Consider the following 19,504-nt stretch of genomic DNA (forward strand, 5'->3'; position numbering starts at 1 on the left):
ACTAACTCCTGGCCCATGTCCCGCAACCCGCAATCGTCGCGTCCCCTCGTCATTGCCGCCGTGATGGCGTCCATGGCGATGGTCGCCATCGAAGCCACCATCGTCTCCACCGCCATGCCTCAGATCGTCGCGCAACTCGGCGATCTGCATCTGTATAGCTGGGTCTTCTCGTCGTTCCTGCTCACCCAGACCGCCATGACCGTGGTATTCGGCAAACTCGCCGATCTGTACGGCCGCAAGCCCGTCATGCTGGCCGGCATCGCCATCTTTCTGCTTGGCTCGGTGCTGGCCGGCTTCGCGTGGTCGATGCCGGCGATGATCGCGTTCCGGCTGATTCAGGGCGTCGGTGCGGGCGCGATCCAGCCGGTCACGCTGACCATCGTCGCCGATCTCTATCCCGCGCGCGAACGCGGCAAGGTGCAAGGCTATCTCGCTAGCGTGTGGGCGATTTCCGCGGTGGTGGGCCCGATGGTCGGCGGCTTCATCATTCACAACATGTCGTGGGCCTGGATCTTCTGGATGAACGTGCCGATCGGCCTTGCCTCCGCGGCGGGCTTCATCGCGTTTCTGCGCGAATCGGAACGGCATGCGCGCCCTTCGATCGATTTCGGCGGCGCGGCGTTGTTCATGGCGGCCATCGCCGCCCTCATGATGGCGCTCACCTACGCCGGCGACGACCAGATTGCGCAAGCGTCGATGGCGGGCGGCGCGTTCGTGCTGTGCGTGCTGCTGTTCGTGTGGCAGGAGCGCCGCGCGGCTGAACCGATGATCTCCTTCGCGCTCTGGAGCCGCCGGCCGATTGCCGCCTCCAACGGCGCCACGTTGCTGTCCGGCATGATCCTGATGGGCGCGACCACGTTTTTGCCGATGTACGTGCAGGGCGTGCTGCATCGCTCGCCGGTGATCGCCGGCCTCGCCCTGACGATGATGATGGTGGGCTGGCCGGCCGGCGCGACGCTCGCGGCGAAGTCGTTTCATCGCCTCGGCTTGCGGCGCATTCTGATCGGCGGCAGCGCGGCCATTCCGCTCGGCGCGCTGTTGCTGCTGTTTCTGTCGCCCGGCGGCTCGCCGCTCGTCGCCGCATTCGGCTCGTTGATCATGGGCTTCGGCATGGGCACGTCGAGCGTCAGTTGCCTGATCCTGATCCAGGAGATCGTTCGCATGGACGAACGCGGCAGCGCCACCGCGTCGAATCTGTTTTCGCGCAATCTCGGCAGCACCCTGGGCGCAACGCTGTTCGGCGCGGTGCTCAACTTCGGCCTCAGTCATTCGAAGGGTGTGGCCGTGGTCACGTCGGATCAGTTGAAGGCGCTGTTGCAAAATCAGGCCGCCAGTCTCGGTGACAGCGACATGATCCGCACTGTCCTGCATCAATCGCTGCACCTCACGTTCATTTCGCTCTTCGTCATCGCGATCTTCGTGGTCGTGCTGCTGATGTTCGTGCCCGCGATCAGGATCGGCGGCGAGAGGAAGATGCCGATCGAAGCATTGGCGCCGCTGGAGGACTGAGATGCGTGGCGGGCGCGGCGGCGTACGGTCCGCTGCCGCGCTTTGTTCGATAAGCCTGACGCACTTCTGTCGGCGTCACCGCGCCGGCAAGGTCGCCGCGAAAAAGCGGATCGCCCGGTCGGCAGCCAGCGCATGCACCGCATCACGATCGACGCCCGGTCCATCCCGGCAAATGCCCGCGAGGTGCGCGACGACATCAGCGAGACAGGTATCCAGAAACGTGTAATGCGACGCGCCTGGCACCATCTCCACATGCGCGTTGCGCAGCAAACCCGCTATGCGGTGAATGTTGGTGGCCACCGGCACGGTGACGTCGGCCTCACCCGCGAGCAGCGAGACGGGAATCGTCACGCCGGCAAACGAGTCGTCGTCGAAGGCCTCGCCCAATGCGGGCGCAATGGCGAACACGGCTTTGACGCGTGGATCGCGATACGACGCGCCGGACCGTGCGCGCGAGGCCTTCGTTGCCGCTGATAGATCGTCGAGTGCCGAGGGCGCCACGCCCGATGCATCGCTGATGCGCGCCGCCTCCGGTGGATGACAGATCGCGTCGGCCTCAGGCGATGCGCAGAAACGCTCGAACGCCGGCAGATTGGTCCGCGCGCCCGCCAGTTCGAGCACTGTATAGCCGCCCAGCGAAAAACCCACCGCGCCGATCCGCTCGCGGTCCACATGCGGCCCGAGCAGTGGATCGGCGAGCACGCCGTCGAGCACTTCGCTCGCGTCGGTGGCGCGCTCCCACCAGAGCATGAAGCCGTCGCGCGTCATCGGCGCCGCCGCGCTGTTGCCCGGATGATTGGCGCCGGCCACGATATAGCCCTGCGCGGCGAGCGCCGCGGCCAGCCAGTCGAGACTGTCGGCGGTGCCGCCCGTGCCGTGCGAGAGCACCAGCAACGGATAGCTCGTGCGGGCGGTCGAGAGCGGCGCATCGTCGGCGGCGGCATGGCCGTGAAAGATCGGCTGAGCGGGCGCGCCGATCTCGCGCGGCGTCTGCGGCACCGACGTATCGACCGGATACCAGATGCGCGTCACCAGTGCCTCGGTTTTCGCCCCGCGCCAATGGCGAGCCACGGCGGGACAGAACACGCGCGTCGTCTCGCCTACATGCAGGTCGGCCTGATCCGCCGACGCGACGCCCGCCCAGCACAACGCCGCCGCACATGCCAATCCGGCGATGACGGCACAGCTCGCACGAAACATGGTCAGTCCTTGCGGATAGGAATCATCAGGTCGGTCACGCACGTCTGCTGCAGACCGGCGACCAGTGGATTGCGATACAGCTCGAGTGCGGGACGCCGGTCGCGCAGATAACCGCTTTGCGGCAGCCAGCCGCCGTAAAGTGCGCGAAAGGTCGGCGAGATCAACGCATACGGACCGATCAGCCGATGCACCGCGTACAGCCCGCCTTCGAGCCGTAACGGTTCGACTGCATCGCCGGCTTCGAGCGGCACGTCACGCGGGCTCGCGACGATCGCCGCGCGATAGCTGAAGCTGTCCTTCGCCGCCGGATCGCGCACGCAGATGCCCACGCGCTGATCCATCACCGCGTTTTCGTCGCAGCGCAGCATCGTCATGAGCGCGCGAAAGGTCTGGCCGATGGTTGCGACGGGTCCGTCGTGCCGCAGACTGAGCACGTCGAACGGCGCGATCTCCGTGAGTTCGACGGCAGGCAGCGCCGGAGCCGGGGCGTTGTTCCTCGGCGCGTCGAGCTGTGCGTCAGTCGCGCGGCCCGTGCATGGCGCGGCCAGACGTTTTTGCCGTGCCTTGAACTCGCTCGGCGAGACGCCGGTGAAGCCGCGAAACGCACGCGCGAAGGCTTGCGGGCTGTTGTAGCCGGCATCGTGCGCGACCGTGGTGACCGACGCGGCGGCATCGGTCAGCCGTTGTGCCGCTTGCGCAAGCCGCAGGCGCTGCACGGTCTCCACGACGCTCTCGCCGGTCAGCGCCCGGTAGACGCGATGAAAATGAAACGGCGACAGGAGCGCCACCGCGGCGAGGCTCTCCAGCGTATGGTGCGCGCCGGGTTCGAGCAGAATCGCCTCGACCACGCGGGCGATCCGCCGACGGTAATCACGTTCGGTGCTGGGCTTCATCATGGCGCTAGGATAGCGGCGTCGCGGCCGCAAGACGGTGCAGAGCTTGCGAAATTTCAGGCGGCGTGTGCCGCGCGATGCAGCATGCTCTTTGTCGCTCGCGCCAGCGAGGCATCATGATCTTTCCTGGTTGCGCCGGCAATGCAGCATGCTCTGTCCCGCTCGCGCCAGAGAGGCAGCATGCTCTTTCCCTGTCGCGCCGGCGATCGCGAGCGTGCTCATTGCGCTCCTTGCTCCTCACGGCACAACGCGATCATCCACGCGTGCACCGCATCCACCGCGGCCGAGCGCGCCGGCTGCGCTGAGCGCATCAGCCAGAGCGGCGTGAGCGCGAAACCCGGCACTTGCGGCAGGACTTCGACGCGGCCGCTCGTCAACGCGTCGCCCGCGTCGAGTCGCGACACCATCGCGATGCCCATTTCCTGTTCCGCAGCAGCGACGAGAAAACGTGGATCGCTGACCGTGATCGCCCGGCGCGTGCGCAAGCCGCCGCGCTTTAATTCCGGCAGCCACGGCGCCCATTCGGGACGCGCCTCGTGCACCAGCAGCGGCGCCTGCGTCAACACATCGGGAAACGGCGCGTCGCGCAGACGGCGCGCCGTCACCGGTCCGCAGATCGCCACGGCCGCTTCGTCGAGCAATGGCTCGCACACCACCTCCGGCGTTCGGATGGCCTTCGACGACACGACCAGATCGACGTCCACGCGGTCGATCTCGTTGACTTCCTCGCCGGTCACGAGCCAGAGCTCCAGTGTCGGCAACGCTTCGGCGAACGCCCGCATGCGCGGCATCAGCCAGCCTGAAGCAAATTGCGGCGCGCACACGAGAATCACCGAATCCGGATTGCCGTACGGCTCGATGCGATCGCGCCCGTCGGCAAGCGTGGCGAGCGCCGTCGTCACGGTTTGCGCGTACAGCGTGCCGGCGGCGGTCAGCGCCACACCGCGGCCGATGCGGCGAAACAGCGGCTGCCCGGTCCATTCCTCGAGCTGCTGGATCTGATGGCTGATCGCCGACTGCGTCAGCGCCAGTTCCTGCGCGGCGCGCGTGAAGCTGCCCAGACGCGCGGCGGCGTCGAAGGCGAGCAAGGCTTGCAAGGGTGGAAGTCTGCGCATTGTCTGGTTGGGCGAGATATTAGAAATATCGATACTTCCAGCAAGATTCTTCGCTTTTCGCCGGAATTTTTCCCCGCAATCATAGACCCAGTTGCCCGTCACGCGTAATTCGCCGCTGATTCGCCTTGCGGCAGACATGAGAAATATTTGTGTGACGGGCGCGTCATTCAACCGACTGGATAGCTCCGTATGACCCTGAATCTGAACGCGCCGCATCCGTATTTGAAAAGCCCCGCTCAGGAGGGCGGCCAGCCTGCCGCGCCGACCTACGCGGGCGTGCTGTCTTTCATGCGCCGTCCCTACTCGCGCGATCTCACCGGCGTGGACGTCGCCGTATCGGGCATCCCGCTCGATCTCGCCACGACCTTCCGTCCCGGCACGCGCTTCGGCCCGGCGGGCGTGCGCGCCGCCTCCGTGCAACTGGCGGAACTCGGCGCATTTCCGTGGGGCGTCGATCCATTCGATCATCTGAACGTGGTCGACTACGGCGACTGCTGGTTCGACGCGCACAACCCGTCGGGCATTCGCGACGCGATCATCGCGCACGCCCGCGGCATTCTTGCCACCGGGGCGCGCATGCTGACGTTCGGCGGCGACCACTACATCACGTATCCGTTGCTCGTCGCGCACGTCGAGAAATACGGCAAGCCGCTGAGCCTGATCCACTTCGACGCGCATTGCGACACCTGGCCGGACGACAACCCCGATTCGCTGAACCACGGCACGATGTTCTACAAGGCAATCCGTGAAGGGCTAATCGATCCCGCGCGCTCGGTGCAGATCGGTATTCGCACATGGAACAACGACTTCATGGGCGTGCGCATTCTCGATGCGCCGTGGGTCCATCGCAACGGCACGCAAGCCACGATCGACGAAGTGCTGTCCATTGTCGGCAACGCGCCCACTTACCTGACCTTCGACATCGATTGTCTCGACCCGGCGTTCGCGCCCGGCACGGGCACGCCGGTGGCGGGCGGGCTGAGTTCGGCGCAAGCGTTGGAGATCGTGCGCGCGCTGGGCGCCGTGAACCTGGTGGGCGCGGACGTAGTGGAAGTGTCACCGCCCTACGACCACAGCGACGTGACCGCCCTCGCCGCCGCGCATCTCGCGTCGGACATGCTGTGCCTGATGCGCAACCAGAAGCTGCAACGACTCTCGAATCGATAAGTCCGCGACCCGTTGAACCCTTCCCGACGAGATGACCCACATGCCCCGCACCACGATGAAACCGCTTCTGGCCGCCCTGCTGCTCGGCGCACTCAGCGCTGCCTCGCACGCCGACGAAAAACAGCTCAACCTGTACAACTGGGCTGACTACATCGCGAAAGACACCGTGCCGAACTTCGAAAAAGAGTCCGGCATTCACGTGCGCTACGACGTGTACGACGGCGACGAAACCTTGCAGGCGAAACTGCTGACCGGTTCGACCGGCTACGACGTCGTGGTGCCGACCTCGAACTTTCTGGCCAAACAGATCGAAGCCGGTATTTATCAGAAGCTCGACAAATCGAAGCTGCCGAATCTCGCGAACCTCGACCGCAATCTGCTGAAGCTGGTTGCCGACGCTGACCCCGGCAATCAGTACGCGGTGCCGTGGGCGTGGGGCACGACGGGGCTCGGCTACAACGTCACCCGCGTGAAGAAGATTTTCGGCAACGAGACGCCGCTCGATAACTGGGACATCCTGTTCAAACCCGAGTACCTGAGCAAACTGAAGAGTTGCGGCGTTTCCGTGCTCGACGCGCCGTCCGATGTGTTCGCGGTCACGCTGCACTATCTCGGCCGCGATCCCAACAGCGAGAATCCCGCCGACTATCAGGCCGCGTACGACGCGCTGAAAAAGATCCGCCCGTATATCACGCAGTTCAACGCGACGAGTTACATCAACGATCTGGCGGGCGACGATATCTGCTTCGCGCTGAGCTGGTCGGGCGATGTTTCCATGGCAAGCCATCGCGCGCGTGAAGCCGGCAAGCGCTATGAGGTCAAGTACTTCATTCCGCAAGGCGGCGCGCCGGTCTGGTTCGACATGATGGCGATCCCGAAAGATGCGCCGCATCCCGAAGCGGCGCTCGACTGGATCAACTATATCGAGCGCCCCGAAGTGCACGCGGACATTACCAACACCGTGTTCTATCCGAATGCGGATGCTGCCGCGCGCAAATTCGTGCGGCCGGAAATTCTCAACGACCCGACCGTGTATCCGCCCGAGTCCGTGCTGAAAACGCTGTTCCTGCTCAAGCCTTTGCCGGCGCAGATCAAGCGTCTGGAAGGCCGCTTGTGGGCGCAGTTGAAATCGGGTTCGTGAAGTACTGTCGACTGAGGCGGGCGATGGTCATTACGTGTGGCCCTCTTCCGTCAGCAACTCGATGCCGTCGAGTTGCGCCGCACAGGTGTCGCGTACGATCCTGACGAAATCATCGAAATAAGGCCGGTTCGCGAAGCCTTTCGCGGCCACCGCGTACAGTTCGCTCCACAGCCCCTGGCTGCCGACGCGCTTGGCCAGCACGTAATCGTGATCGACGTAGTTTTTCACGCCCCAGTTCGGCAGCGCCGCGATCCCGCGGCGGCTCGCCACCAGTTGCATGATGGCGATGGTCAGTTCCGCCGTGCGCCGTTCGAGTTTGATGCCGGCGGGCTCCAGCACCTCGCGAATCAGGTCGATGCGCGCCTCCGGCACTGGATAGGTAATCAACGTCTCGTCACGCAGATCGTCCGACGTCACGCGACGCTTGTTGCGCAACCGGTGCTCGTTGGCCATCACCACCAGAATCTCGAAGCGGAATAGCGGCGCGATATGCAGGCTGCGCCGCGTGGCGGGTTTCGAGCCGATCACCACATCGGCCTTGCCGTCGCTCAGCAGACGCAACGGATCCGCGTGGAACCCGGCGACGAGATCCACTTCGACCTCCGGCCAGCGCCGGCGGAATTCGTCCATGACCGGCATCAGCCAGTCGAAGCACGTATGGCATTCGAGCACGATGCGCAACTCGCCGCGCGTGTCGCCTTTCAGCCGAACAAGATCGCGCTCCGCCGCGCTCACCGCCGCGATCGTTTCGCGGCCGAGCGCAAGCAGCCGCTCGCCGGCCGCAGTGAAACGCAAGCCCTGTTTGGTGCGCTCGAATAGCGACACCTCATAGTGCGCCTCGATATCGCGAATCTGATGCGAGAGCGCGGACTGGCTCAGATGCACGCGTTCGGCAGCCGCTACCAGCTTGCCCGACTCGGCAATGGCAATCAGCGAACGCAAGTGGCGAAGCTCAAGCATGGGATGGCTCCGCTTTAGACGAATCAGGTTGAATATGAATGTGGCTCATACATTGGTGAAAACATGTCGCTTGATGAATCATAGCGCGACTTTCACACTTGACGCCAATTCACACAACGAACACAGGACTTCACATGGCCAGCACGCATATTCCCGGCTTCCCACGCATCGGCGCGCAGCGCGAACTGAAATTCGCGCAGGAATCGTTCTGGCGCGGCGAATCCGACGAACAGTATCTGCGCGGCGTCGCGCGCGAACTGCGCGCCCGTCACTGGCAATTGCAGCAGGATGCAAAACTGGATTTCGTCACCGTCGGCGATTTTGCGTACTACGACCAGATGCTCAATCTGAGCGCGCTGCTCGGCGCTTTGCCGCAGCGTTTCGGCTTCGATGCGAAGGCGTTGACGCTTGCCCAGTACTACCAGCTCGCGCGCGGCAACGCCGCACAACCCGCCATGGAAATGACCAAGTGGTTCGACACGAACTACCACTACCTCGTCCCCGAACTGGGACCGCAGACGCGTTTCGACGGCGGCGTCGAGTGGCTGTTCGACGAGGTCGATGAAGCGCTCGCGCTAAACCTGCCGGTCAAGCCGGTGCTGATCGGCCCGATCACTTATCTGTGGCTGTCGAAGAGCCATGTCCCCGGCTTCGACCGTTTGTCGTTGCTGCCGAAGCTCGTGATCCGCTACAGCCGTCTGCTGGACAAGCTCAAGCAGCGCGGCATCGAATGGGTGCAACTCGACGAGCCGGCCTTGTGCGTCGATCTGCCCGCGCAATGGCTCGACGCGTTTTCCGCCGCGTATGACGTGCTCAGCGCATCGGGCGTGAAAGTGCTGCTGGCCACGTACTTCGAAAGCGCCGCCGAGCACGCGCCGCGCGTGGCCGCGTTGCCCGTCGCCGGTGTGCATCTCGACCTGGTGCGCGCCCCGCAGCAACTCGAAACATGGCGCGCTGCGCTGCCTGCGCATGCTGTGTTGTCGGCCGGCGTGATCGATGGCCGCAATATCTGGCGCGCGGATCTCGGCGAGATCGTCGAATCGTTGCAGGCCTTGCATGCGGAATTCGGCGAACGCTTGTGGATTTCGTCGTCGTGCTCGCTGCTGCATGTGCCGGTCTCGCTCGACTCTGAAAAGAAACTCGACGCCGATCTGAAATCGTGGCTGGCCTTCGCCACGGAAAAACTCGACGAAGTCGCCACGCTCGCCCTCGCCTTGCGCGATCCTGCGGCGGCCGAAGCGACACTCACTGCCGCTGACCGCGCGCTCGAAGCGCGCCGCGGTTCCAGCGCGGTAGTCAACGCGCTCGTGCAAAAACGCGTGGCCGCGGTGAGCAGCGCAATGGCCGACCGGCAAAGCCCGTTCGCCGAACGCAATCGCCTGCAGCGCGAAGCGCTCGGCCTGCCGCTCCTGCCGACCACCACGATCGGCTCGTTCCCGCAAACGCCGGCGATCCGCCAGGCGCGTGCCGCCTACAAGCGCGGCGAACTGCGCGCACTCGACTATCTGCAGCGCATGCGCGCCGAGATCGAGATCGCCGTACGCAAACAGGAAGAGTTGGGGCTCGACGTGCTGGTGCATGGCGAAGCCGAACGCAACGACATGGTCGAATATTTCGGCGAACAGTTGTGGGGCTATGCGTTCACGGAAAACGGCTGGGTGCAGAGCTACGGCTCGCGCTGCGTGAAACCGCCGATCATTTACGGCGACGTCTACCGTCCCGAACCGATGACGGTCGAGACCACGCGTTACGCGCAATCTCTCACGCAGCGTCCGATGAAGGGCATGCTGACCGGCCCGGTGACGATGCTGCAATGGTCGTTCGTGCGCGACGACCAGCCGCGCTCAACTACTGCGCTGCAACTCGCGCTCGCGATCCGTGAAGAGGTGGTGGATCTGGAAAAGGCCGGCATTCGCATCATCCAGATCGATGAACCGGCTTTCCGCGAAGGCTTGCCGCTGCGTCGCGCCGATTGGGCCGCGTATCTGGAATGGGCCACGCGCGTGTTCCGCATTTCAGCCGCGGGCGTGGCCGATCAAACGCAGATTCATACGCATATGTGCTATTCGGAGTTCAACGACATTCTGCCGTCGATCGCCGCGATGGATGCCGACGTGATCACAATCGAGACCTCGCGTTCGGCGATGGAACTGCTCGACGGCTTCGGCGCTTTCGCGTATCCGAACGAAATAGGCCCGGGCGTCTACGATATCCACTCGCCGCGCGTGCCGGATGCGCAAGCCATGGAACGTCTGCTGGAACGCGCGTGCGAAGTGATTCCCGCTGAGCGCTTGTGGGTCAATCCGGATTGCGGGCTGAAGACGCGCGGCTGGCCGGAGACCGAAGCAGCGCTGACGAATATGGTTCAGGCCGCCAGGGCATTGCGTGTGAAGCTGGCGGCGAGGCAGCCGGATGAAGTGACGGCGTAAGAGAATCTGGCGTTGTGAGCTAATCCGCGCACTGTGTGACGGTGCGCGGATGGGCTTTTTCACGCAGACGGTTTCAGTCTTTCGCGTACAGCGTCGAGTCGGCGAAGCCCTCGGCGGCCAGCACCTGGCCGACCAGGATCAACGCGGTCCGCTCGATGGAGGTCGTTTGCACCTTGCCGACAATATCGTCGAGCGTGCCGGTGATTGTCTCCTCGTCCGGCCAACTCGCGCGATAGATCACCGCGATCGGACATGCACCACCGTAATGCGGCCGCAATTCATTGACGATCCGCGCAAGGTGCCGCACGCCGAGATGAATCGCCATCGTTGCACGATGACGGGCGAGGTCGGCCAGTTGCTCGCCTTCGGGCATGCTGGTTTTGGTGGCGAAGCGCGTGAGGATCAGCGTCTGCGAAACATCGGGCAATGTGAGTTCGCAACCCAGCGTCGCCGCGCATGCCGCCGTGGCGGTAACGCCCGGCACGATCTCATAGGGAATCTTCAGTTCGCGCAGTCTGCGGATCTGTTCGCCGATCGCGCCGTACAGCGACGGATCGCCGGAATGCACGCGCGCCACGTCCAGACCTTTGTCGTGCGCGGCCGCAAGCAGCGCGACGATCTGATCGAGGTCGAGTTCGGCGGTGTTGACGACCTGCTGCGCCGCATGACCTTCGAGCACCGCGGCCGGCACGAGCGAACCCGCGTACAGGATTACCGGACAACTGCGCACGAGGCGCTGCCCTTTCACCGTGATCAGTTCGGGGTCGCCCGGACCCGCGCCGATAAAAAACACCGTCATTCACTACTCCCTGATTCGTTGAGGCGGCGTGGCATGCATGCGCGATTCAGACTGCGCGTTGCAGCGCGTCGAGCAGATCGGAAACGCTTTCGAATTCCCTCTCTGCTACCGGCAATTCAGGTCGGCGCAGCATCACGACCGGCAAACCGCGTTCACGCGCGACTTCGAGTTTTGCTTCAGTCGCCTGGCCGCCGCTATTTTTGCTGACCACCACGTCGAAGGCTTGCAGGGCGAATAGCGCACGCTCACCTTCGAGCGTGAATGGACCGCGCGCCGCGAGGATCCGCGCACGCGGCGTGTCGGCGTGCGCTTCGAGACAACGCACGACCCAGAACTGATGCGGCGGAATCTCGTCGAGATGCGCGAGCGGTTCGCGGCCGAGCGTGAAGAGCGGCTTTCTGAACGGCGCGAGCGCATCCGTGAGTTCACTCCAGTCGCCGACCATGCGCCAATCGTCGCCGGCTTGCGGTTGCCACGCCGGGCGGCGCAATGCCCAATACGGCGCGCGCGCGGCGCGGCTCGCCTCGGCCGCGTTCGCGCTGATTTGCGCGGCATACGGGTGCGTCGCGTCGATCACGAGATCGATACCTTCACCGGCAATGTAACGCGTCATAGCTTCGCTGCCGCCAAAGCCGCCGACTCGCACCGTGCACGCCAGATCGTCAGGCACCTTGCCGAGGCCGGCGAGACTATACACGTGCTCGGGCGCGAGTTGCCGCGCGATCCGCAATGCGTCGCCTGTGCCGCCGAGCAGCAGAATCCGCTTCGTTTTCATTGCGCGGCTCCGATCAGCTTACCCTGGCGATCGATCGCGAACATTTCGACGTTGACCTGCGGCGGCACGATCTCGCGCGCTACCGCCAGCGCATGCCGGCAGACGATATCGCCGAGCGGCACCTGCCGCGCGCGCGCCAACGCGACCGCCTGCTGACTCGTGTTGGCTGCGCGGATCGCCGCCTGAAGCGCGTCGTCGGCGCCCTGTTCGGCGGCCCATTGCGCGAGCCGCTCGAGGTCGATGCTCGAATTGCGGCTATGCAGATCGAGATGACCCGCCGCCAGCTTGCTGAGCTTGCCGAAGCCGCCGCACACGCTCAGGCGCTCGACCGGCGCGCGCTTCATATGCTTGAGCACCGCGCCGACGAAGTCGCCCATTTCGATCAGCGCGATATCCGGCAGGCCGTAGTGCGCGCGCATCGCGTCCTCGCTCGCGTTGCCGGTGCAGGCGGCGAGATGGGTATAGCCGTTGGCGCGCGCGACGTCGATCCCCTGATGAATCGACGCGATATACGCCGAGCACGAAAACGGACGCACAATGCCGGTGGTGCCGAGGATCGACAGCCCGCCGAGAATGCCGAGACGCGGGTTCATCGTTTTCAGCGCCAGCGCTTCGCCGCCTTCCACGCCGATCGTCACTTCGAAGCCGCCGCCGTACGCATGCTCCGCCGCGAGTTCGGCCAGATGCTCGGTCATCATTCTGCGCGGCACCGGGTTGATGGCGGGTTCGCCGACCGGCAGCGTCAGCCCCGCGCGCGTCACCGTGCCGACGCCCGGCCCCGCGCGAAATATCACGCCCGCTTCGGCGATGAGGCGCACGCGCGCGAAAACGACGGCGCCGTGCGTGACGTCGGGATCGTCGCCGGCGTCCTTGATCGTGCCGGCTTCCGCGCCTTCATCGCCATTGCCGATCAGGCGGCAGAACACCAGCGGCATCGGCACATGCTGGCCCTTCGGCAACACGATCTCCGCCACTTCGCTGACGACACCCGCGAGCAACAGACGCGCCGCCGCCAGCGACGTCGCGGTGGCGCAACTGCCGGTCGTGTAGCCGCTACGCAGCGGCGCGGGTTGTTCGGGGGTTTCTTCGCGCATCAGGGTTCGGGGGATGGGTCGGTGGGGGTGGCGCCGGCCGTGTTCGTCGCTTTCGTCGAGTTGGCGACATTCGTGGCGCTCATACCGCTTCCGGCACTTGCGGCACGCCTGGCATTCGGCACATTCGCCGCATCCGCCGCATTCGCCGCGTTAATCACGGTTTCGGTTCCCACGAGGTTCACGCCCTCGCCGCTCGCCGGCTTCGTCACCTCCAGCAGCGTGATCGGCAACGCCTGCCGCCACGTATCGAATCCGCCAAGCGGTTGCGCGTCCGCCAATGCGATCCGTGTCAACGTCCCGCCATGCCGCTCGCGCCACGCCGCCAACACCGCCTCGCCTTGCAAGGTGACCGCATTGGCGACCAGCCGCCCGCCTTCGCGCAGACCTGCCCAGCATGCCTCCAGCACGCCCGGCACGGTCACGCCGCCGCCGATGAACACGGCATCCGGCACTGGCAACCCCTGCAGCGCCTCAGGCGCGCGCCCCGCCACGAGTTGCAGCCCCGGCACACCTAACGCATCGCGATTGTGTTCGATGAAACGTTGCCGTTCCGCGTGCCCTTCAATCGCAATCGCGCGACAGGTGGAATGCACGCGCATCCATTCGATGCCGATCGAGCCGCTGCCCGCGCCCACATCCCACAGCAATTCGCCGGGCGTCGGCGCGAGGCGCGCGAGCGTGATCGCGCGCACGTCCCGCTTGGTCAACTGGCCGTCGTGACGAAACGCATCGTCGGGCAAACCGCAGGTCAGCGGCAGACGCGGCGCGCCTTCGGTAGCACGGCAGTCGAGCGCGATCAGGTTCAACGCGGCCACCTCGCCCGCGGACCACTGATCCGCGCGGCCGTCGATGCGCCGCTCCAGTTCGCCGCCCAGGTGTTCCAGCACACTCATGCGGGTCGCCCCGTAACCGCGTGCGTTCAGCAATGCCGCGAGCGCCGCGGGCGTGCGCCCGTTCGCGCTGAGCACGAACATGCGCGCGCCGTCATGCAGATGCGCGTTCAGCGTGGGCAACGGCCGCCCCACCAGCGACACCGTCGCGACATCCTGCAACGGCCAGCCGAGCCGCGCGGCCGCCAGCGACAACGACGACGGCGCCGGCAGCACCCGCAATTCTCCTGCCGGCAATTGCCGCGCGAGTGTCGCGCCGACGCCGAACAGCATCGGATCGCCGCTCGCCAGCACGCACACGGCTGCGCCGCGCTCGGCCAGCAAGGGTGCGAGATCGAAGGGACGCGGCCAGGCGGCACGGCGCGCGGCGAGACACGCGGGCAGCATCGCCAGATGACGTTCGCCGCCGTACACCACCGACGCTTCCAGCAAGGCCCGCCGCGCGGGCCGCCCCAAGCCGGCGAAGCCGTCGTCGCCTATGCCCACCACCGTCAGCCACGCGGGCATGCATCCATCCTCATTCTGTGTCTTCAAATAATGCGCTGTGCCACGCCGATCAAAGCGTCCAGCCTCGTTGTGCTGTTCGAAAAAAGGCATAATACAGCCGCCGGTGCCCTTCGGGGCCGAAGAGGGAACACAGTGCCACTGTGGCTGCCCCCGCAACTGTATGCAGCGAGTCCGCCTGCGCTCCACGCCACTGGTTCGACCGGGAAGGCCGCGGCGGACCATGACCTGCCAGCCAGGAGACCTGCCGGCGAGACTGTTCGTGCCAGCCAACATCGGGCGGGGTGTACCGATGCCGCAGCCATGCCCGCCTCACGGCATGCTCGGGCCGTCGCGCGACGCTAAACCCGGTGTCCGTCTTGAATCAAGCAACGCCCTCCACCGTTTTATCCGACGCGGCCGCCACGCTGCGGCCCTCGGCGTGTCCGGGGCTGCTGCGCATCGTTGCCGCGCGCGACGGCGGGATTTGCCGGATCAAACCGCCCGGCGGCGAATTGAGCGCGGCGCAGGCTCGGGCGATCGCGGAGGCTAGCGCGCGGCACGCGGGCGGGGTGATCGAGTTGACCAATCGCGCGAATGTGCAGGTGCGTGGCGTGAAGCGCGGTGAAGAGGCGGCTTTGATCGCGGCTTTGATCGACGCGGGTCTTGGGCCGATGCCGGCGAACGGCGTGGCGGGCCCTGGGAACACGGCGGCGGCCAACGCTGTGAATGCAGTTGCCGCCAGCGCCGTGAACGCAGACGCGAAGAGCGCTACAGATGCCGAAGCCGCGAACGCAGTGAATGAATGGGCCTCGAAAGCCCCGGACGCAGCAGCGCAGCGAGTGGGCACTGCCCACGCACTCTCCGCCGCAGCCGCAGCCGACGACGTCCGCAACGTCATGATCAGCCCCGCTGCCGGACGCGATCCGTTCGCGCTATTCGACACACGCCCGCTGTGCGCCGAGTTGCTCGCTATGCTGCAAAGCGAAGCGCGTTTCGCGGCGCTGTCGCCGAAATTCGCACTGTTGCTGGACGGCGGCGAACGGCTCGCGAGAGTGGACCATCCGCACGATGTGTGGCTCGCGGCGTCGCAAGAGGCGGACGGCGTGCGGTTCGTGTTCGGGTTCGCGGGTTGTCCGCCTGTGAGCGCCTATGCCGGCGCGCTTATGCAACGCCAAAGCACCGCGCTTGCAAAACCGGGCGTGAACAACACAGGCGCACTAGCCGCAATCCTGCCTTCACAAGTCCCGGCCCTGGTACGCGCGCTGCTCCTGACATTCCTCGACCTCGCCGCCGCCGACGCCACACGCATGCGCCACCTGCTAACCGCGCCGCATTCCGTCGACGCGGTACTGCATCACGCCGAGCAATATCTCGACTTCCCGCTAACGCGAAACGCGAATCTCGCGAACTGGCATCGCGCTACACCAGCCGACGCCAACCTTCGCCTCGGCGCCCACGCCCAACGCGAGCCCGGAGCGTGGCACGTCGGCGGTCAGCCACCGCTAGGACGTCTCGATGCAGACACACTCACGGGACTCGCGACGCTTTCGCAACAGCACGGTAGCGCCACGCTTCACCTGACACCCTGGCAAAGCGTGCTATTACCCGACATCGCCACGCACGCCGTTCCGACCTTGTTGTCCGGCCTGAACGCCCTCGGTCTCGCCTGCGATCCCGCACACGCGATTACGCACCTGATCGCGTGCGCCGGATCGAGCGGCTGCGTGAAGGGCCTCGCCGACACCAAGAGCGACGCGTTGCGCCTCGCGGCTCGGCTGCCAGCCGGCGTGGACGTGCATCTGAGCGGCTGCTCGCGCTCGTGCGCCGCCGCGCATTGCGCGCCGTTCACGCTGCTCGCCGCCGCGCCCGGCCTGTACGACCTTTATCGGCGCGACGGCCGGCCCGGCTTCGGCCAGTGCGTCGCGCGCCAACTGACGATCGGCGAGGCCGCCGACCTGCTCGAACGCCTCGCCCGGAGTGACACCGATGCTTGATTACATTCGCGACGGTCAGGAGATCTATCGCCAATCCTTCGCGACGATCCGCGCGGAGGCCGACTTGTCGCGCATTCCCGCCGACCTCGAAAAACTCGCGGTGCGCGTGATCCACGCATGCGGCATGGTCGATGTGATCGACGATCTGCAATTTTCCGCAGGCGCGGGCGCGGCGGGCCGCGCGGCGCTCGCGCAAGGCGCGCCGATCCTGTGCGATGCCGGCATGGTCGCGCAAGGCATCACGCGCGCGCGGCTGCCGGCGAACAACGAGGTCATCTGCACGCTGACGCATCCAGACGTGCCGTCGCTCGCACGTGAACTCGGCAATACGCGTTCGGCGGCGGCGCTCGAATTGTGGCGGCCGCAGCTGGCGGGCGGCGTGGTCGTGATCGGCAATGCGCCGACCGCCCTGTTTCACCTGCTCGATATGCTCGACGCCGGTGCGCCCAAACCCGCGCTGATTCTCGGCTTTCCAGTGGGTTTTGTCGGCGCGGCCGAATCGAAAGCCATGCTCGCGGACGACAGCCGCGGCGTGCCCTACGTGGTGGTGCATGGCCGGCGCGGCGGCAGCGCGATGGCGGCGGCCGCCGTGAACGCGCTCGCCACGGAGGTCGAATAAATGACGGTGCAAGGACGTTTGTTCGGCCTCGGCGTCGGCCCCGGCGACCCGGAACTCATCACGCTGAAGGCGCTGCGCTTGCTAAAGGCGTCGCCGGTGGTCGCGTACTTTGTCGCGAAGGGGAAGAAGGGCAACGCGTTCAGCATCATCGAGGCGCATTTGCACGATGCCCAGCAGCATCTGCCGCTCGTTTATCCCGTGACCACCGAAGCGCTCGAACCGCCGCTTTCCTATGAAGCGATCATCGCCGACTTCTACGACACCGCCGCGCAAGTCGTCGCCACACACCTCGACGCGGGCCGCGACGTCGCCGTGATCTGCGAAGGCGATCCGTTCTTCTACGGCTCGTACATGTACCTGCACGACCGGCTCGCGGCGCGCTACGAAAGCGAAGTCGTGCCGGGCGTGTGCTCGATGCTCGGCGGCGCCGCCGTGCTCGGCGCGCCGCTGGTGTATCGCAATCAAAGCTTGTCGGTGCTCTCGGGCGTGTTGCCCGAAGACGAATTGCGCCGCCGTCTCGCCGATGCCGATGCCGCCGTCGTGATGAAACTCGGCCGCAACTTCGACAAGGTGCGGCGCGTGCTCGGCGAACTCGGTCTCGCGGACCGCGCGCTTTACGTCGAACGCGCGACGATGGGGAATCAGCGCATCGTGCCGCTCGCCGAAGTCGATCCGATGGCATCGCCGTATTTTTCGCTACTCGTGGTGCCGGGGGAAAAATGGCAAGGATGAGCGCACCCGCGATAGTCATTCTCGGCGCGGGCGCGCTGGCGACGGCGCGGCGCATCCAGTCGCTGTACGCAGGCAGCCAGATGCATGCGTTGCAGGGACGCGTCGAGGCGGACGTGCCGTACAGCGAACTCGGCGCGCATCTGCGGGAACTGTATGCGCGCGGCACGCCGATCGTCGCATTGTGCGCGGCGGGTATCGTGATTCGCTGTGTCGCTCCGTCGTTGTCGAACAAGGGCGTCGAGCCGCCGGTGCTGGCCGTCGCCGAAGACGGCAGCGCGGTCGTGCCGCTGCTCGGCGGTCTCGCCGGCGTCAATGTGATGGCGCGCGAGATTGCCGCGCTGCTGGCTGTGCCACCGGCCATCACGACGAGCGGCGAACTGCGTTTCGGCACTTGCGTGTTGAATCCGCCCGAGGGCTATACGCTCGCCGATCTCGGCCAGGGCAAGCGCTTCGTGTCGGACCTGCTGGCCGGCGAGAGCACGCGCATCGAAGGCGAAGCGCCGTGGCTCGATGACGCGCAACTGCCCCGCTCCGACTCGGCGCGTCTTGCGATTCGCGTGACGCCGCGTGCATGGGACGGGCGCGAAGACGAGCTGGTGATTCATCCACGCAGCGTGGTCGCAGCGGTCACGGCCGTGGATGGCGAGATCGCGACACGCGTGCGCGAGGCACTGGACGCGCAGGGTCTCGCGCCGCTGTCGCTCGCGGCATTGCTGGCGTCTTCTGAGCGCATGGCCGACCCGGCGCTGATCGAGGCTGCAGCGAACCTGAACGTGCCGTTGCGTTTCGCGCTGACACGTCCCGACGATGGCGCGCCGCCGGCCAACCTGCTGCACGCCGCCTTGCGCATTCCGTACGAGACGCTGCACAACGACGCGGCGGCAGGCGTCGCGCTCGCGTTGGCGCCGCTCGCCATCGATCCTGACACGATCGGCCGCGCGCGCGGCCGTCTGACCGTGATCGGCCTCGGCCCTGGCAGCGCCGATCTGATGGTGCCGGCCGCGCGCACGGCACTCACCGAAGCCACCGACATTCTCGGCTACGACACCTACGTGAAAATGGCCGGCCCATTGCGCGCCGACCAGCGCGTGCACGGCACGGACAATCGCGAGGAAATGCAACGCGCGCGGCATGCGTTCGAACTGGCGAGCGAGGGACGTTCCGTGGTGATGGTGTCGTCGGGCGATCCGGGTGTGTTCGCGATGGCGGCGGCGGTGCTCGAAGCGTTAGAGTCGTCGCTGAACACGGACTGGGCGGCGGTCGAGTTGTCGATCGTGCCGGGTGTATCGGCGGCGATGGCAACGGCGGCGCAGGCGGGTGCGCCGCTGGGTCACGACTTCTGCATGCTGTCGCTGTCCGATAATCTGAAGCCTTGGACGATCATCGAAAAGCGTTTGCGGCATGCCGCCGAAGCGGATCTGGTGATGGCGTTCTATAACCCGATTTCGCGCGCACGGCCGTGGCAGTTGGATAAGGCGCTGGATATCGTGCGGGAGTATCGCGCGGCGCAGACTCAGGTGGTGTTGGGCCGCGATATTGGCCGACCAGGCGGCACGTTGCGCACGCTCACGTTGGGCGAATTGCGTTCGTCCGATGTGGATATGCGGACTATGGTGATCGTGGGGTCGTCGACGACGCGGCGATTTGGCGTTGGCGCCGGCGGCGCCGAATGGGTTTATACGCCGCGGTGGTATGAGTGAC

General features: G+C 65.8%; 16 protein-coding genes and 1 riboswitch. Of the genes, 8 read left to right on the plus strand and 8 right to left on the minus strand.

Annotated features, from left to right (window positions below):
- Positions 1-15 precede the first annotated feature (15 nt).
- Complete coding sequence (locus tag B0G71_RS25045; protein ID WP_116145040.1) at positions 16-1,509, plus strand: MDR family MFS transporter; 1,494 nt, start codon at positions 16-18, stop codon at positions 1,507-1,509.
- Between the two features lie 75 nt (positions 1,510-1,584).
- Here B0G71_RS25045 and B0G71_RS25050 read toward each other — a convergent pair whose 3' ends face one another.
- The 3 genes from B0G71_RS25050 to B0G71_RS25060 all read right to left on the minus strand — a co-directional run bounded on the left by B0G71_RS25050 (position 1,585) and on the right by B0G71_RS25060 (position 4,717).
- Complete coding sequence (locus B0G71_RS25050; RefSeq protein WP_116145042.1) at positions 1,585-2,709, minus strand: peptidase; 1,125 nt, start codon at positions 2,707-2,709, stop codon at positions 1,585-1,587.
- 2 nt (positions 2,710-2,711) lie between these two features.
- Positions 2,712-3,605 carry a GyrI-like domain-containing protein gene (locus B0G71_RS25055; RefSeq protein WP_116145044.1) on the minus strand — a complete coding sequence of 298 codons (894 nt, stop codon included), beginning with the start codon at positions 3,603-3,605 and terminating at the stop codon, positions 2,712-2,714.
- A gap of 215 nt (positions 3,606-3,820) precedes the next feature.
- On the minus strand, positions 3,821-4,717 hold the full coding sequence (locus B0G71_RS25060) for a LysR substrate-binding domain-containing protein (protein WP_181916820.1): 897 nt from the start codon (positions 4,715-4,717) through the stop codon (positions 3,821-3,823).
- A gap of 189 nt (positions 4,718-4,906) precedes the next feature.
- Between B0G71_RS25060 and speB the strand changes: the two genes are divergently transcribed.
- Positions 4,907-5,884 (plus strand): agmatinase, encoded by a 978-nt coding sequence (gene speB / locus B0G71_RS25065; RefSeq protein ID WP_116145048.1) that lies wholly within the window; start codon positions 4,907-4,909, stop codon positions 5,882-5,884.
- A gap of 40 nt (positions 5,885-5,924) precedes the next feature.
- Positions 5,925-7,025: a polyamine ABC transporter substrate-binding protein gene (locus tag B0G71_RS25070; RefSeq protein ID WP_116145050.1), complete on the plus strand. Its 1,101-nt coding sequence runs from the start codon at positions 5,925-5,927 to the stop codon at positions 7,023-7,025.
- Between the two features lie 30 nt (positions 7,026-7,055).
- On the opposite strand, the gene B0G71_RS25075 is transcribed toward B0G71_RS25070, so the two are convergent.
- Complete coding sequence (locus tag B0G71_RS25075) at positions 7,056-7,985, minus strand: LysR family transcriptional regulator (RefSeq protein ID WP_116145052.1); 930 nt, start codon at positions 7,983-7,985, stop codon at positions 7,056-7,058.
- A gap of 134 nt (positions 7,986-8,119) precedes the next feature.
- Here B0G71_RS25075 and metE point away from each other — a divergent pair, with 134 nt between their 5' ends.
- Positions 8,120-10,414, plus strand: a complete 2,295-nt coding sequence (gene metE, locus B0G71_RS25080; protein ID WP_116145054.1) for a 5-methyltetrahydropteroyltriglutamate--homocysteine S-methyltransferase — start codon at positions 8,120-8,122, stop codon at positions 10,412-10,414.
- Between the two features lie 73 nt (positions 10,415-10,487).
- Here metE and cobM read toward each other — a convergent pair whose 3' ends face one another.
- From cobM to cbiE, 4 genes are read right to left on the minus strand one after another with little or no spacing between them, the layout of a single operon-like run.
- Complete coding sequence (gene cobM, locus B0G71_RS25085) at positions 10,488-11,213, minus strand: precorrin-4 C(11)-methyltransferase (RefSeq protein ID WP_116145056.1); 726 nt, start codon at positions 11,211-11,213, stop codon at positions 10,488-10,490.
- A gap of 46 nt (positions 11,214-11,259) precedes the next feature.
- Positions 11,260-11,988: a cobalt-precorrin-6A reductase gene (locus tag B0G71_RS25090; protein ID WP_116145058.1), complete on the minus strand. Its 729-nt coding sequence runs from the start codon at positions 11,986-11,988 to the stop codon at positions 11,260-11,262.
- Complete coding sequence (locus tag B0G71_RS25095) at positions 11,985-13,082, minus strand: cobalt-precorrin-5B (C(1))-methyltransferase (protein WP_116145060.1); 1,098 nt, start codon at positions 13,080-13,082, stop codon at positions 11,985-11,987. Before B0G71_RS25095 ends, B0G71_RS25090 begins: the two co-directional genes overlap by 4 nt.
- Positions 13,082-14,479, minus strand: coding sequence for a precorrin-6y C5,15-methyltransferase (decarboxylating) subunit CbiE (cbiE, locus tag B0G71_RS25100; RefSeq protein ID WP_116145062.1), 1,398 nt, complete (start codon positions 14,477-14,479; stop codon positions 13,082-13,084). The genes B0G71_RS25095 and cbiE overlap by 1 nt, the downstream gene beginning before the upstream one ends.
- An 84-nt stretch (positions 14,480-14,563) precedes the next feature.
- Positions 14,564-14,743: riboswitch (cobalamin riboswitch) on the plus strand.
- An 83-nt stretch (positions 14,744-14,826) separates the two neighbouring features.
- Between cbiE and cobG the strand changes: the two genes are divergently transcribed.
- From cobG to cobJ, 4 genes are read left to right on the plus strand one after another with little or no spacing between them, the layout of a single operon-like run.
- Positions 14,827-16,452 carry a precorrin-3B synthase gene (gene cobG / locus B0G71_RS25105; RefSeq protein ID WP_116145064.1) on the plus strand — a complete coding sequence of 542 codons (1,626 nt, stop codon included), beginning with the start codon at positions 14,827-14,829 and terminating at the stop codon, positions 16,450-16,452.
- The gene (locus tag B0G71_RS25110) at positions 16,445-17,071 is read left to right on the plus strand and encodes a precorrin-8X methylmutase (protein WP_106278201.1); all 627 of its coding nucleotides are present in this window, start codon (positions 16,445-16,447) and stop codon (positions 17,069-17,071) included. Before cobG ends, B0G71_RS25110 begins: the two co-directional genes overlap by 8 nt.
- Complete coding sequence (locus B0G71_RS25115; protein WP_116145066.1) at positions 17,072-17,803, plus strand: precorrin-2 C(20)-methyltransferase; 732 nt, start codon at positions 17,072-17,074, stop codon at positions 17,801-17,803. It begins immediately after the preceding gene.
- Entirely contained in the window at positions 17,800-19,503 is a 1,704-nt protein-coding gene (cobJ, locus tag B0G71_RS25120) for a precorrin-3B C(17)-methyltransferase (RefSeq protein WP_116145068.1), read from the plus strand. The genes B0G71_RS25115 and cobJ overlap by 4 nt, the downstream gene beginning before the upstream one ends.
- Position 19,504: the final 1 nt, after the last annotated feature.

The organism is Paraburkholderia sp. BL27I4N3 (assembly GCF_003386115.1).
Lineage (GTDB): Bacteria > Pseudomonadota > Gammaproteobacteria > Burkholderiales > Burkholderiaceae > Paraburkholderia.

Excerpts from the sequence above, each read along its gene's own strand:
- B0G71_RS25045 (WP_116145040.1), top strand. The coding sequence starts at position 16 with ATGTCCCGCAACCCGCAATCGTCGCGTCCCCTCGTCATTGCCGCCGTG.
- B0G71_RS25050 (WP_116145042.1), bottom strand. The coding sequence starts at position 2,709 with ATGTTTCGTGCGAGCTGTGCCGTCATCGCCGGATTGGCATGTGCGGCG.
- B0G71_RS25055 (WP_116145044.1), bottom strand. The coding sequence starts at position 3,605 with ATGATGAAGCCCAGCACCGAACGTGATTACCGTCGGCGGATCGCCCGC.
- B0G71_RS25060 (WP_181916820.1), bottom strand. The coding sequence starts at position 4,717 with ATGCGCAGACTTCCACCCTTGCAAGCCTTGCTCGCCTTCGACGCCGCC.
- speB (WP_116145048.1), top strand. The coding sequence starts at position 4,907 with ATGACCCTGAATCTGAACGCGCCGCATCCGTATTTGAAAAGCCCCGCT.
- B0G71_RS25070 (WP_116145050.1), top strand. The coding sequence starts at position 5,925 with ATGCCCCGCACCACGATGAAACCGCTTCTGGCCGCCCTGCTGCTCGGC.
- B0G71_RS25075 (WP_116145052.1), bottom strand. The coding sequence starts at position 7,985 with ATGCTTGAGCTTCGCCACTTGCGTTCGCTGATTGCCATTGCCGAGTCG.
- metE (WP_116145054.1), top strand. The coding sequence starts at position 8,120 with ATGGCCAGCACGCATATTCCCGGCTTCCCACGCATCGGCGCGCAGCGC.
- cobM (WP_116145056.1), bottom strand. The coding sequence starts at position 11,213 with ATGACGGTGTTTTTTATCGGCGCGGGTCCGGGCGACCCCGAACTGATC.
- B0G71_RS25090 (WP_116145058.1), bottom strand. The coding sequence starts at position 11,988 with ATGAAAACGAAGCGGATTCTGCTGCTCGGCGGCACAGGCGACGCATTG.
- B0G71_RS25095 (WP_116145060.1), bottom strand. The coding sequence starts at position 13,082 with ATGCGCGAAGAAACCCCCGAACAACCCGCGCCGCTGCGTAGCGGCTAC.
- cbiE (WP_116145062.1), bottom strand. The coding sequence starts at position 14,479 with ATGCCCGCGTGGCTGACGGTGGTGGGCATAGGCGACGACGGCTTCGCC.
- B0G71_RS25110 (WP_106278201.1), top strand. The coding sequence starts at position 16,445 with ATGCTTGATTACATTCGCGACGGTCAGGAGATCTATCGCCAATCCTTC.
- B0G71_RS25115 (WP_116145066.1), top strand. The coding sequence starts at position 17,072 with ATGACGGTGCAAGGACGTTTGTTCGGCCTCGGCGTCGGCCCCGGCGAC.
- cobJ (WP_116145068.1), top strand. The coding sequence starts at position 17,800 with ATGAGCGCACCCGCGATAGTCATTCTCGGCGCGGGCGCGCTGGCGACG.